Here is a 13,954-nt window from a genome sequence, read left to right on the forward strand (position 1 = left end):
AGGCGGAGGACATGTTCATCATCTGGCTGGTCGCACTTTCATATGTGGTTATGGGGTATCTGTTCAGGGATTATATTACGGATACGACCCTTCTGACAGTTTCATTCATCATCATTACGTCAATTCTGCTGTTCTTCCTGCTGTACTTGAAATATACAAAGTTTCTCATCCTCATCTATGCAGGGTTCCTGGCAAGACTTGGGATGGTATTGTACGATCTCGAAGAAAAGATGCCCAACCTTCCGCATAGTGGGATCGATTCTGAAAACTACTATAAGACAGCGCAATATATCAGCGAGAAGATGGCACTGATGAATGCTGAGATGTATGGCGGCCTGTACACGAAATTCCTGGCGCTCATCTTCAATATGTATGGTGACGACCGGCTCTTCGCCCAATTCCTGAATGTGCTGATGGCACTCACCGCCATCCTTCTCGTTATACAGATTTTCAGAATGCTGGATGTGCCGCTCCATATACAGTTTGTACTGGTCGGGGTCATGTCATTCTTTCCGCATTCACTGATATTCTCGAGCATATTGGTCAGGGAAGCCATCATTACGCTGATGGTGACACTATCACTCTACTGTTTTGTCAGATGGTATAAGAATGGGGAATGGAGTAGCGCGATACTGAGCGTGGCATTCATCCTGCTCGGTGCGTCGTTCCATACCGGCGTAATCGGGGTGCTGGTGGGCTATCTGTTCGGCTTCATATTCTATCAGCACAGCAAGAAGGCATTCAGGTTCACACTGAGGTCCATCATCCCTTTCACTATATTTGCGGTGAGCATCACGTACGTCATGATGTATCCGGAGAGCATATCGGCGTTGCCGATATACGACAAGATAGACCAGGTGGAGCGGAACAATTCCAGCATCTACGAAGCGTTCACTGACGATATCGGGGAGAGTGCCTACTTGAGCTGGCTGGTGGTCGACAACATCTACCAGATGGTTCTATTCTCACCGATAAAGGTATTCTATTTCATCGGTTCACCGATGCCGTGGACCGTCAGAAACTTCAATGACCTGATCGCCTTTTTCCTGGATGGGGTATTCTACCTCTTCGCACTCGCCGTATTCGTCAAAAACTATGCGCTCATTAAGAAGCGTCCGATATTCGGCATCATTCTGCTTAGTATCGTCGTGACATGGCTCATATTCGGATTCGGCATTTCGAACGCAGGGACGGCACTCAGGCACCGGTTCAAAATATTCTATGTCATCATCGTGGCAATCGGTGTCATATGGACATATTGGTCGAAAAAGAAAGAGACCGCCATCAGGGGGTACCGTTAAAGGGGTCTGGCATAAGCATTGATTGGCATCTTGTATGCAGTCCAGGGGTGCGGCTGCAAAAAAACAGGGGTTTGGAGATGTAGCTTATGCAGAAGAAATTGATTCATGGTGTCACTTCCTCCATGAGCGCACTGTTCATCCATGAGCAGGTGCACTTTATAGAACAGAACGGCTACCAGGTGGAAGTGGTATGCAACAACGATCCAGAAAGGCACTACGAAGGACTCAAGCTCAAACATATTCCATTCGAGCGTGAAATCAATCTTTACAGGGATGTGACGACACTTTATTCCTTGTACAGATATTTGAAGCAGAAAGATCCGGACATCATTTTATTCAGCACACCGAAGGCAGGACTGCTCGGCATGGTTGCAGGCTATCTGAACGGCACTGAAACGAGAATCTATGCGCAATGGGGTCTGCGTCTTGAAACAGTGACGGGAGTGAAGAAACTCATCCTGGAGACAACGGAGAAACTGACCTGTTTATTGAGCACGCATGTCCTCGTGATTTCCGACAGTCTTGAAGAGGAGATGGTCGGCAGAAAGCTCGTCAACCGTGAGAAAGTCGTCAGAATCGGCAAAGGTAGTGTCAATGGCCTCGATATGCAGCGGTTCAGCCCGGATGCAGTGGATCAGGACCGGCTCACACGGATGAAGGAGACGCTAGATATCGAACCCTCTGATTTCGTCATCGGCTATATCGGTAGGATGACACGTGACAAGGGGACCAATGAACTTGTGGAGGCTTTTACTAGACTGAGTAGAAAATATGAAAATATCAAGCTGTTGTTGGTTGGGGACATTGAAGAAGCGGATCCGATCCGGCCAGAAAATATAGATATCATCCATACACATGAACGGATCATCCTTTGTAGCCATACAACAGAACCGGAATATTACTACAGCATGATGCATGTATTTGCCTTCCCAACCTACCGTGAAGGATTCGGTACGGTCAGTATTGAGGCACAGGCAATGAATGTGCCGGTTGTCGGTTTTAATTCGACAGGTGTGAGAGATACGGTTGTACACAACGAGACGGGGCTTATTGTCCCAAATAATGATATCAAGGGGTTGGAAGAAGGGCTCGAGGACATGATCATCCACCCGGTGAAACGGGGTCAGATGGGGCAGAATGCCCGGAAATTCGTTGAAGACAACTATGATAGAGAGGTCATTCAGCGGAAAGTGCTCGACTTCTACAATACACTGGGAAGAATAGATGATACGAAAGCTGGATATATTAAGGCTTGAGATTGTGGTTTATAAATTGCAATTTGAAAGAGAGAATCCGGACGTGCCTATAGAGAAAGAATAGGGCGTTCAATATATGAATATAAGGACATATCTTCGGTTTTGTCGGGAAGCCGAGGATATGGAATGGAAACGTGAGAAACAAACCAATTAAGGGAGAGGTGACCGAGTCATGTCTCAATGCAGAATTTTTTTGTCATCACCTCATATGGGCGGTACGGAAATGAAGTATGTCCAAGAGGCATTCGATACGAATTGGATTGCACCACTAGGAGAAAATGTCGATATATTCGAAGATCAGGTCAAGGAATTTACAGGAGCGAATGCGGCGTGCGCCCTTGCCAGCGGGACAGGCGGAATCCACCTTGCACTCGACCTGCTTGAGGTCGGGCGGGGGGACATCGTTCTTTGTTCTTCACTCACATTTGTAGCGAGCGCGAATCCGGTGCTATATCACGATGCGACACCGGTGTTCATCGATTCCGAGATGGACAGTTGGAACATGTGTCCGAAAGCGCTGGAGAAGGCTTTGAAATACTATAAGATGCAGGGCAAGCAGCCAAAAGCGATTATTGTCGTCAACCTGTATGGCCAGTCGGCACGGATGGATGAAATCAGCGAAATATGCAGAAGGTATGGTGTACCCATCATCGAGGATGCGGCAGAATCCCTGGGTGCGGTATACAAGGGCAGGATGAGCGGTACCTTCGGCAAATTCGGCATATTTTCATTCAACGGCAACAAGATCATCACGACATCAGGAGGCGGGATGATCATATCCAATGATGAGATGCTCATCGAAAAAGCACTCAAGAAAGCGACCCAGAGCAAAGAGGTCGCTGCACACTATCAGCATGAATCGGTGGGGTACAACTACCGGTTGAGCAACGTCTGTGCAGGCATCGGACGCGGCCAGATGGAAGTGCTGGAAGCGCGTATCCAGCAGAAGCGGGACATCTTCGACAAGTATGTGGAGGGGCTCGAAGATGTGGAGGGCATTGAATTCATGCCTGAAATCGAAGGTTCATACCATACGAGATGGCTTTCCACCATGCTCATCGACTCTAAAAAGCTCGGAATCACTGTAAACGAACTGATCGAGTACCTTGATGAACACAATATCGAATCGAGGCCGGTCTGGAAGCCACTCCATATGCAGCCGCTGTTTGAAGGGACAACATATTTTTCCAATGAGGAAGATAATTCAAAATACCTTTTCGAACATGGCATCTGTCTTCCGTCCGACACCAAGATGACCGAAGAAGAGATAGAAAAGGTCATTCAGTTGTGTAGGGATCGATTGCTGACCCACGAACTCTTTGCCTGATATTTGAGTCTCGAAGAGCGTATTGGATATGCGAATCTACCTATTGGAGGGTCTACAGTGAACAAAGACATATACTTTACCAAAGAATATGCACAAGTCAACGAACTGATAGAACGTGGGAAAGCGATTTTCATCGACATAGAGTGCGAGTATGGTCATATTACCCACAGCGCCATCAAAAGGGAGATTGGTACCCAAATCAATGGCGTGAAGTACTATGATATGGTGACGCCCTATGGATACGGAGGACCGATCATCCATGAGTATACGAATATGACCAAGCTTATTGAAGTCTTCGAAGATACTCTGGTGGACTATTGTGAGACGCATAACATCGTTTCTGAATTTGTGCGGTTCCATCCGATGTTCCAGAATCAGGAGCCATTCAGAAGCATCTATGATGTGAGTTATACGAGGAAAACAGTCGGCACAGACTTGCTTAACTTTGAAGATCCATTCCAGAGCGAGTTTTGTTCTACGGCACGCAGGCGTGTCAGGAAGCTTATACGGGATGACAGATTCTCCTGCCTGGTGGCGGCGAAATTCGAGGATATCGAAGATTTCATCGAGATATACAACGATACGATGGATCGTCACCATGCAACTGACTTCTACTATTTCGACCGTGAATATTTCGAAAGGCTGAAATGGGAGTTCGGTGACAAGCTGTTCACGACGAGCGTATTCTTCGAGGGCAGGATCATCGCTATGGGGCTGTACTTCATGTCGGATGACGTCATCCATGATCACCTGAATGGCACCCTGGCGGACTACCTCCATCATTCGCCGGCCTATCTTCTGAAATACACGATGATGAACTGGGCGAAAGCGAATGGCTTCTCCTTCGTGCATTATGGCGGCGGGGTCACCAATGCGGAGGATGATTCCGTACTCAAGTTCAAGAAGCGGTTTTCCAGCCATACCGAGTTCGATTTCCATATCGGCAGGAGAATATGGAACCACAAAGTGTACGACGCATTATGCCGAAAGAAGGGGATTGATAGAGAGACGGACTTCTTCCCGGCATACCGTGCACCGAAGATCGCGGTAAAAAAGAATTAGCATTCTGCACTGCATTCCAAGAAATAAACTTTGGAATGCAGTTCTGATTAAATGGACTGACAGCAGACAACAGGATGCAACTGCACCACTTTGCTTGGTGAGGAGGACATATGAAAATAAGGATCATAATCATTTTGTTCTGCATTTCATTGATGTTGATTGTTGTATCAATCATCGACAGCTTTGATCACAGCTATACGGATCAGCCTGTAGAAAGTGATCTGATTGTGATGCTTGGCGGGGGCGAAGCTTCGAGGATGCAGAAAGCCGCACAACTCTATCACGAAGGCTATGCAGATCATGTCCTGATCACTCCAGTCATCGAGTCGGCCGAACTCAACCAAAGCTCGGCACTCGCAATGGAATACGGCATACCCGAAGAAGCACTGATATTGGAAGACAAGGCAACCAGCACCTACACCAACGCCACCATAACCATGGATATCATGGACCGTCTCGATATGACCTCTGCACTCATCGTAACGAGCGACTGGCATATCAAACGCTCCAAGTACATCTATGACAAGTTGAATGACGGAAGCTTCGATTTCCACTATATTTCAGCCTTACCTATGCAGGAAGGAAGATGGCATGAGAGCGGGGACGCATTCTATGTATGGTACAGCGAATATATCAAGTTGTGGGTGTACAGGATGGGCATCTACTGGTGGAGTGAGTAGGATGGAAGAAATGTAAAAATCAATGCATCCTGGAGCTGAAATGAAGCTCTCAGGATGCATTTTATTGTTAATTTACAACTTGTATGTACATGAAAACGTTATTTTACTGAAAATTTTTACTTTTTGAGCTCATCCCTTGACATCAAAGGATTTCTAAAATTTTTTCCGGATGAGAAGCTGAAATGAAAATTCTAATGTGTTAGGTTGTTAAAGGACACAATACAAACACAGGGGGAAAACAATGGAATTTTCAAATCAACCCATACTCATATGGTTTGTAGTAGGTTATGGCGTATTCATGCTGCTGCTTGGCATGTACTACTCCAAGAAAATCAGTTCGAGTGAGGACTTCATACTCGCTGGCAAGTCTCTGGGACCGGTCGTCCTGATGGGGACATTGCTTGCAACGTGGGTCGGAAGCGGTTCTGTAACGGGTGGACAGAACTCACTGGCATACTCCTTCGGGATATGGCCGGCACTGATGTCGACATTGCCGTCGCTCATCGGTATTGGAACGATCTTCCTCATTTCGTCAAAAATCAAACATTACGGAAAATATACAGTAGCGGAAATATTGGAAGTGAAATATGGCAAGGTGGCAAGTCTGCTTGCAGCCCTGATCATCATTCTCGCTTTCGTGGGCATCGTTTCATACCAGTACCAGGGTCTCGCCTATATACTCAACATCTCGATCGGCATACCGGTAGGCACAGGTACGATTATTGCCGCAGCGATCATCATCTTCCTGGCAGGCATCGGCGGTCTGATGTCCGTGGCGCCGACGGATGCCTTCAGTGCATTCCTCGTCATCTTCGGACTCATCATCGCACTGCCGATTGCCTTGTCAGTCGGTGGAGGATGGAGTGAAATCACATCCAACGTGCCGGAGAGTCACATGAGCGCCACGGGTTCGCTGAGCTTCATTCAGCTGATGGGGTACTACATCCCGACGCTGTTCCTGCTGCTCGGTGACCAGAACATCTATCAGAGGATGTCTTCTTCAATGAATGACAAATCCACCAAGCTCGGTACAGCCGGCTGGATTCTCGGCCTGATCATCGTCACACCGCTGATTTCCATTCTGGCATTCATTTCACGCTCCATGTTCCCGGATATTGAACCGGGCATGGCACTGATTGCCATCACGAGCGTACTCCCGGTCGTCATTGGCGGCATCCTGATTGCCGCACTGACTGCATTCATCGTCACGACAGGCAACTCCTATCTGCTGTCAGCTGCAACGAGTGTCATCTATGATTTCGTCGGCAAGTACATGAAGAAGGACATCAACGACCATCAGAAACTGGTCTACACAAGGGTCCTGATTCCGATACTCGGCATCATCGCATTCCTGTTGACGATGTACTTCCCGACTGTCCTTTCGGTACAGATGTACGCATATACAGTATACGGCGCAGGGATTACACCGGCACTGCTCGCAGTGTTCCTGTTCCCTAAAGTCACGAAACCGGCCGGACTCGCCTCCATGGCATCCGGACTGCTCGCCACATTGTTCTGGGAATTCTTCTATGTACAGTCGACAGGCATCAATTCAGCACTGATCTCGGTACCGATCGCATTCATCGTACTGTTTGCCGTGACGCTGTTTACAAAAGGACAGCATAATGAAATGAAGGAAGTGTCAGAGTAATGGATAGAGCGAAAAGAGTGGAAGCCCTCAGAGAGGTCATGACAGAAAAGAATCTGGATGCTGCCATCATATTCAACTTCGAAAACCAGTTCTATTTCAGCGGACTCAAAGCCATCACCTATTCCCGGCCGATCATCATGGTCGTGGAACAGGCGAGGCAGAGCCTGATCATTCCGAAGCTCGAGGAGAAACACGCGAAGGAGAAGACGGATGCGAATCCAATCCACATCTATCATGAAGTCGAAGGCAGGGGCAGCACAGATTACCATGAACTGTTCGACAAAGTGCTGAATGGCATTGAAGGCAGTCAGGTGGGCATCGAATTCGGTTCCTTGCCGGCTGAACTTGCCTCAGCCATTCAGGAGAAGGGGCACGACCTCGTCGATATCCAGGCCGATATCGTCAAAATGCGCGCCATCAAGAGTGGTGAAGAGATCGACATGATCAAGGAATCCGGCAAGCTTGTGAGCGGCGCACTGAAACATACGCTCGAGAACTCCGGATCGGGAAAGTCGGAACTCGAAATCGACTACCATGGCAACCAGTACCTATTCGAAGAGATTTCAAGGCATCATACCGATTCCACACTGGATTACTTCGTTATGTCTCCGTCAGGGGTCGAACGGACAAACATGCCACACGTATTCTCCAATACACGGAAACTGGAGACGGGCGATGTCATCATCCACAGCCGCCAGGTCGGCCTGAACGGCTACCGGGCGGAATGTGAACGGACATACTTCATCGGCGCGCCGACGGAGGGACAGAGGGAAGCATTCAGAGTCATGCTGGAGGCACACCTCGCTGCACTCGATTTCATCAAGGCGGGCGTCACCGCAAAAGCCGTCAACCAAGCGGCCCTCGATGTCATCAAGGAAGCAGGGTATGACTCCTACGTCTCCCACCGTACCGGACACGGCATCGGCATCGGGCAACATGAAGAGCCCTCACTCCGCTTCGACAACGACCTCGTGCTCGAAGCCGGCATGGTATTCTGTGTCGAACCCGGCATCTACATCCCGGGCGTCGGCGGATTCAGGCACTCCGATACCGTCGTACTGACGGAGGACGGTGCCGAGGTCATCACGGAATATCCGAGGGATCTGGAGAGCATGGTTTTTGAATAGCAGTATAAATGCATAAGAAGAGGGACAGCAGACTGGTTGTAGTCTGCTGTCCCTCTTTTTGCTGCTAATTTAAAATGGGGGAAACCATGGTAATATCATATTTTACCAGGTCATTGGAAATTTTTTCTTCTATGGGTTTGTCAGTGATCAATGTATTTATCTGACTAACCTTGGCAAAAACGGCACTTGAGTTGATACCTATCTTGGAACTGTCGATAATAGCGACAACTTCTCGAGAGTGGTTGACCATTTCTTTTTTAAGTTCAACTTCGTAAAGATTGAAGTCTGTTAGTCCCTTTTCAATAGAAAAGCCGCTTGCAGAAGTGAACATCATATCAATATTGACATGATCCAGAATATCTAGACCAAGCTTACCTTCTATAGAACTAGAGCCGGGAGTGACTACACCACCGATTAGTATCACCGTTATATCCGGGTTTTCTTTAAGTTCAAGGGCAGATTGAATACCACTTGTTACAACAGTCAGTTTTATAGCCTGGTGTTTCAAATAACGAGCGAGTTCGAGTGCAGTTGAACTGGCATCCAGTAATATACATTGTTTCTCTTCAATAAAGCGATAGGCTTCTCTTGCAATTTGATTCTTTTCTTTTCTATTTTTCTTCTCACGTGCAGAAAAACTCATCTCGCCATCTGTATAGTCATTGAGAACAGCGCCCCCGTGTGTCCTCGTTAACAATCCTTCGGTTTCCATTTTTGTCAAATCGGATCGAAGCGTCGCTTCGGATACGCCAATTCGTTTTGCAAGGTCTTTTACTGTAACCCTTTGCTTTTCCTGTAAGTAATGTAGTATTTCATTTCTTCTTTCACTTGCGAACATTTTCATTGATTCCTCATCCTCTTTATTTTTTGCATGTTTATTATATATTCTATCAATAAATTTCCAGGTTATCATTATAGTTTCGTTTATTTTCGAATATATCATTTAACTTATATATGATTTCAATATATTAGAATTATTAAAAAATTAATTGACAATACGAAAATAAATGATAATATTATTCTTATAACAATTGTTGAAAGCGATTGCAAATCATCGTATTATTTCGTTTCAAGTTTTAAAAAATGTGTTTTGAAACTTTTAGTACCTGTATTATATCATATTGATTTTGTGATTTTTCATGATATGAGTGATTTGAAAAGGAATAAGACACCCAAAGTATATTAGAAAGAAGGGGTTGTATGGGATTTAAAGGGTATGACAAGAACTTCAACATCACTGACAGAGTCGCGGTGGTCACAGGAGGTGCAAGTGGTATAGGTCGTGCTGTTGTGGAGTTGTACATAGAAAAGGGAGCTAAAGTTGCGATTCTTGACATGAACGAAAAAGCAAATGAAGTTGCAATGGAGATTGATAGCAAACGTACAGTAGGTATCCAATGTGATGTAACGGATGCTGGCAGTATTACTCAGGCAATAGAAATGGTGCAAGAGAAGTTTGGCAGAGTTGATATCCTTGTAAATTGTGCTGGCATTGCTTTACTGGATGACGCAGAAAATATATCTGATGAATATTGGAAGAAGACTATGGCAATCAACCTGGATGGGCTTTTCAAAGTGACTCAGCAAGTAGGGAACATTATGATCAGTAGTGGTGAGGGTGGAAAAATCATCAATATGGCCTCCCAAGCTGCTTTGATTGCCCTTGATAACCATGTCGCATATAGCACGAGTAAGGCTGGATTGCTTGGAATGACTAAAACGCTTGCTTATGAATGGGCTCAATTCGGCATTACAGTGAATGCAATTTCCCCTACAGTCGTCCTCACAGAACTTGGGAAGAAGGCGTGGGCAGGTGAAAAGGGAGAAAAAGCAAAAAGAGAGATTCCTCTTGGGCGTTTTGGATATCCTGAAGAAGTGGCGGCCATCGCATTGTTCCTAGCCAGTGATGCAGCAAATTTAATTACAGGAGAGAACATTGTCATGGATGGTGGAAACACAATTAAATAAAAGGTAGATAAAATTTTGAGATTACCATTTACTATAGAAAAATTGATAAAGGAGAATTAATGATGAATGAAATAGCTGAGAGTAAAACTGGTCGGGAATCAATGCCTGAGAAAATGAAAGCGGTTGTAGCGTACGCGCCGAAAGATTACCGTTATGAAGAGGTCAGCATACCTGAAATTGAAAATGACAAAGAAATCATCATAAAGCTCGAAGCATGTGGCATTTGCGCAGGAGACATTAAAGCATATGATGGCGCACCCAGTTTTTGGGGTGATGATACGCAACCCTCCTATATCAAGGCGCCTATGATTCCAGGACATGAATTTATCGGACGTGTCGTTGAAAAAGGGGATGCTGTAGATGATTTTGAAGTTGGGGATCGTATCATCTCTGAGCAGATCGTTCCATGCTGGGACTGCAGGTTCTGTAACCGGGGTCAGTATTGGATGTGCGAGAAGCATGATCTTTATGGATTCCAGAAAAATGTTAATGGCGGTATGGCTGAATACATGAAGTTTACTAAAGAAGCAATTAACTTCAAAGTGCCAGAAGAATTGACTATTGAGCAGGCCATACTTATTGAACCTTATGCATGTAGTTTGCATGCAGTACAAAGAGCTCAGCCACAACTCGGAGATGTTGTCGTACTTTCGGGTGCCGGTACGCTTGGACTAGGGATGATTGGCGCCCTAAAGAAGTCAGGACCAGCGAAAATCGTTGTATTAGATATGAAAGATGATCGTTTGGAGCTGGCAAAAAAATTTGGTGCTGATATTGTGATGAATCCAAGCAAGGTGGATGTAGTGAAAGAGATTAAGGATATGACAGAAGGATACGGCTGCGATATTTATATTGAAGCTTCCGGACATCCTAAATCTGTAGAACAAGGTTTACATGCAATCCGTAAACTGGGAACCTTTGTAGAGTTCAGTGTATTTGGTGAACCGGTTACAGTGGACTGGAGCATAATTAGTGATCGTAAGGAATTGGATCTTCTTGGCTCTCACCTGGGCCCATACTGCTATCCAATTGTGATTGACGGTATTGTAAATGGAGATTTTCCAACTGAAGGTGTAGTTACACACCAATTGAAACTAAGAGATTTCGAAGAAGGATTTGAACTCATGAAAAAAGGCGAAAAATCATTGAAAGTCATATTGAAACCGTAGTTCTACTACGAGTCAACAAAGGGGGATGACAAATGACACATCTATCAGCTAATAGTACCTTTCTGGATAAAATAGGTATACCTTCTCATTTGGTATGGGGATATTTCGGAGTATTAATCTTTATGATGGGGGATGGACTTGAACTGGCTTGGATCAGTCCATATCTTGTAGACCAAGGACTTTCAGTTCAGCAAGCAGCTTTTCTAACAACAGCTTACGGGGTTACGATTGCCATTGGTGCATGGTTTTCGGGTGTACTTGTGGAAGGTATAGGACCTAGGAAGACGATGTTGCTAGGTGTAATTTTCTACATTATAGGACATGTACTTTTTGTGGGCTTGGCGATACCGACCTTGAACTACGAGTTGATGGTTCCTACATATGCCATCAGAGGTTTTGGCTACCCACTCTTTGCCTATGCATTTCTTGTGTGGATTACGTATCGTACGCCTCACCAACAACTGGGTAAGGCAGTCGGCTGGTTCTGGTTTGTATTTACAGGTGGGTTGAGTGTGCTTGGCGCATTCTACTCCAGTTGGTCAATACAACTTATAGGGCATGTACCTACATTATGGACAAGTCTTCTCTGGGTGGTTATTGGAGCGGTATTCGCAATTGTAGTAAACCGCGACAAATTAGAATTGAAAGTTAAAAAGGAAAGTAATGCCTCCAAGTTAAAAGAACTATCAAATGGTATTACAATATTGAAACGGGAACCGAAGGTAGCTATTGCTGGTATTGTCCGTATCATTAATCAATCTTCCCAATATGCCTTCCCTTTGTTTCTGCCTATCTATCTAGCCGGATACGGTATAGAGACGACTGTCTGGCTAAACATTTGGGGAACGATATTCATATCAAATATTGTATTCAATCTAATATTCGGCTATGTCGGAGATAAATTTGGCTGGAGAAATACAGTTACATGGTTCGGAGCAGTCGGCTGTGGTGTATTTACGTTATCCCTTTTCTATGCCCCTCAAATCTTCACTGGTAACGTAGTTATGGTTGCGATTATAGGTATGCTCTGGGGAGCGTGTATCGCAGGATTTGTTCCATTGTCTGCCTTAACACCATCACTTGTTGGCGATGGGGATAAAGGTGCAGCAATGTCTATTCTGAATCTAGGCGCAGGTTTATGTGTATTTGTTGGCCCGGCGCTTGTTGCTCTCTTCTTCGATGCCGTGGGTCCTGAAGGATTGGTATGGATTCTTGCCGGATTTTATTTTATAGCAGCTATAATGACCAGATTCTTGAAAATCCCAGAACATAACACGGCGAAAGCGGAAGCCGAAAAAAATACAGCACAGAGTGTCCCATCCACGACAGTCTGATATATAAGGATTTGTAATATTGAGCAAATGATAAAAAGAGTAATGATAAGGAGCAATAATGATGAAGAAGCTGATGAACGACTCTAAAGATATAGTGGAAGAAATGATTGAAGGATATGTTAAGGCCCATCCAGATATTATTCGCCAAGTTCCTGAAAATGCAAGAGCGCTTGTCACCTCCCAAGAAACTAGGGAGAACAAGGTCGGTATCCTAGTCGGCGGTGGCTCTGGACACGAACCGGGTTTCATGGGATATGTCGGTTCAGGTATGGCTGACGGTGTGGCTGTCGGCAATATATTTGCATCTCCCTCGCCTGATCCGATTCTGGAAGTGACTAAGAATATCGACAAAGGTGCTGGTGTTGTTTATCTATATGGCAATTATGCTGGGGACGTAATGAACTTTGGAATGGCAGCTGAGATGGCTGATCTGGAAGAGGACATTCAAGTGGGTATGGCTTTAGCGACAGATGACGTAGCCTCAGCTCCGAAAGAAGAAAAGGAAAAACGTCGTGGTATTGCAGGTGAGTTCTTTATATTCAAGGCGGCAGGTGCTGCAGCAGATTTTGGATATTCACTTGAAGAAGTTGTAAGAGTAGCCAATAAGGCGAATGATAATACTCGTTCCATGGGCGTTGGACTTTCTCCTTGTTCATTGCCTCAGACAGGCGAACCTAGTTTTGTACTAGGTGAAGATGAAATGGAAATCGGACTCGGTCATCATGGAGAACCTGGGCTTGAGAAAGGGAAAATTGAATCTGCAGACAGTGTTACTGATCGTCTGGTCAACGATATTCTGGAAGATATAGAAATAAACTCTGGTGAAAAAGTGGCGGTACTGGTGAATGGCTTGGGCTCCACACCCAGAATGGAACTATATGTTATGTACCGTAGAGTAGAACAGATTCTGAACGAACGTGGTATTGATATCTATCGATCCTATGTCGGAGACTATATTACATCTCTTGAAATGGGCGGTGCCTCAGTAACACTTATGAAATTGGATGATGAACTGGAAGAAGCAATCGACCATCCAGTAAACTGCCCTATGTTTGTCCAAAAATAAAAAGGAGGAATCC

The 13,954-nt window shown here is 45.4% G+C and carries 12 protein-coding genes; 11 read left to right on the forward strand and 1 reads right to left on the reverse strand.

From position 1 onward, the window contains the following. Window positions 1-11 precede the first annotated feature (11 nt). From RQP18_RS03560 to RQP18_RS03590, 7 genes are all read left to right on the forward strand, one after another. A complete protein-coding gene (locus RQP18_RS03560) occupies window positions 12-1,301 on the forward strand; it encodes a hypothetical protein (RefSeq protein ID WP_342388788.1) in 1,290 nt (429 codons plus the stop codon). An 86-nt stretch (window positions 1,302-1,387) separates the two neighbouring features. Next, window positions 1,388-2,557, forward strand: coding sequence for a glycosyltransferase family 4 protein (locus RQP18_RS03565; RefSeq protein ID WP_342388789.1), 1,170 nt, complete (start codon window positions 1,388-1,390; stop codon window positions 2,555-2,557). A 172-nt stretch (window positions 2,558-2,729) separates the two neighbouring features. After that, the gene (locus RQP18_RS03570; RefSeq protein WP_342388790.1) at window positions 2,730-3,884 is read left to right on the forward strand and encodes an aminotransferase class I/II-fold pyridoxal phosphate-dependent enzyme; all 1,155 of its coding nucleotides are present in this window, start codon (window positions 2,730-2,732) and stop codon (window positions 3,882-3,884) included. A gap of 57 nt (window positions 3,885-3,941) precedes the next feature. Next, complete coding sequence (locus RQP18_RS03575) at window positions 3,942-4,946, forward strand: GNAT family N-acetyltransferase (RefSeq protein WP_342388791.1); 1,005 nt, start codon at window positions 3,942-3,944, stop codon at window positions 4,944-4,946. Between the two features lie 152 nt (window positions 4,947-5,098). Beyond that, complete coding sequence (locus RQP18_RS03580) at window positions 5,099-5,626, forward strand: YdcF family protein (RefSeq protein ID WP_373446119.1); 528 nt, start codon at window positions 5,099-5,101, stop codon at window positions 5,624-5,626. A gap of 241 nt (window positions 5,627-5,867) precedes the next feature. After that, window positions 5,868-7,277: a sodium:solute symporter family protein gene (locus tag RQP18_RS03585; RefSeq protein ID WP_342388793.1), complete on the forward strand. Its 1,410-nt coding sequence runs from the start codon at window positions 5,868-5,870 to the stop codon at window positions 7,275-7,277. Further along, window positions 7,277-8,404, forward strand: coding sequence for a M24 family metallopeptidase (locus RQP18_RS03590; RefSeq protein WP_342388794.1), 1,128 nt, complete (start codon window positions 7,277-7,279; stop codon window positions 8,402-8,404). The genes RQP18_RS03585 and RQP18_RS03590 overlap by 1 nt, the downstream gene beginning before the upstream one ends. Window positions 8,405-8,468: 64 nt before the next feature. Here RQP18_RS03590 and RQP18_RS03595 read toward each other — a convergent pair whose 3' ends face one another. Next, entirely contained in the window at window positions 8,469-9,317 is an 849-nt protein-coding gene (locus tag RQP18_RS03595; RefSeq protein ID WP_373446120.1) for a DeoR/GlpR family DNA-binding transcription regulator, read from the reverse strand. A gap of 287 nt (window positions 9,318-9,604) precedes the next feature. Here RQP18_RS03595 and RQP18_RS03600 point away from each other — a divergent pair, with 287 nt between their 5' ends. The 4 genes from RQP18_RS03600 (at window position 9,605) to RQP18_RS03615 (ending at window position 13,941) form a co-directional block, all read left to right on the forward strand. Further along, entirely contained in the window at window positions 9,605-10,372 is a 768-nt protein-coding gene (locus RQP18_RS03600; RefSeq protein ID WP_342388796.1) for an SDR family oxidoreductase, read from the forward strand. A 59-nt stretch (window positions 10,373-10,431) separates the two neighbouring features. After that, window positions 10,432-11,541, forward strand: a complete 1,110-nt coding sequence (locus tag RQP18_RS03605; protein WP_373446121.1) for an MDR/zinc-dependent alcohol dehydrogenase-like family protein — start codon at window positions 10,432-10,434, stop codon at window positions 11,539-11,541. A gap of 32 nt (window positions 11,542-11,573) precedes the next feature. Further along, window positions 11,574-12,875, forward strand: a complete 1,302-nt coding sequence (locus tag RQP18_RS03610; protein ID WP_342388798.1) for an MFS transporter — start codon at window positions 11,574-11,576, stop codon at window positions 12,873-12,875. A gap of 61 nt (window positions 12,876-12,936) precedes the next feature. Further along, the gene (locus RQP18_RS03615) at window positions 12,937-13,941 is read left to right on the forward strand and encodes a dihydroxyacetone kinase subunit DhaK (RefSeq protein WP_342388799.1); all 1,005 of its coding nucleotides are present in this window, start codon (window positions 12,937-12,939) and stop codon (window positions 13,939-13,941) included. Window positions 13,942-13,954: the final 13 nt, after the last annotated feature.

The organism is Salinicoccus sp. Bachu38 (assembly GCF_038561955.2).
Taxonomy (GTDB): domain Bacteria; phylum Bacillota; class Bacilli; order Staphylococcales; family Salinicoccaceae; genus Salinicoccus; species Salinicoccus bachuensis.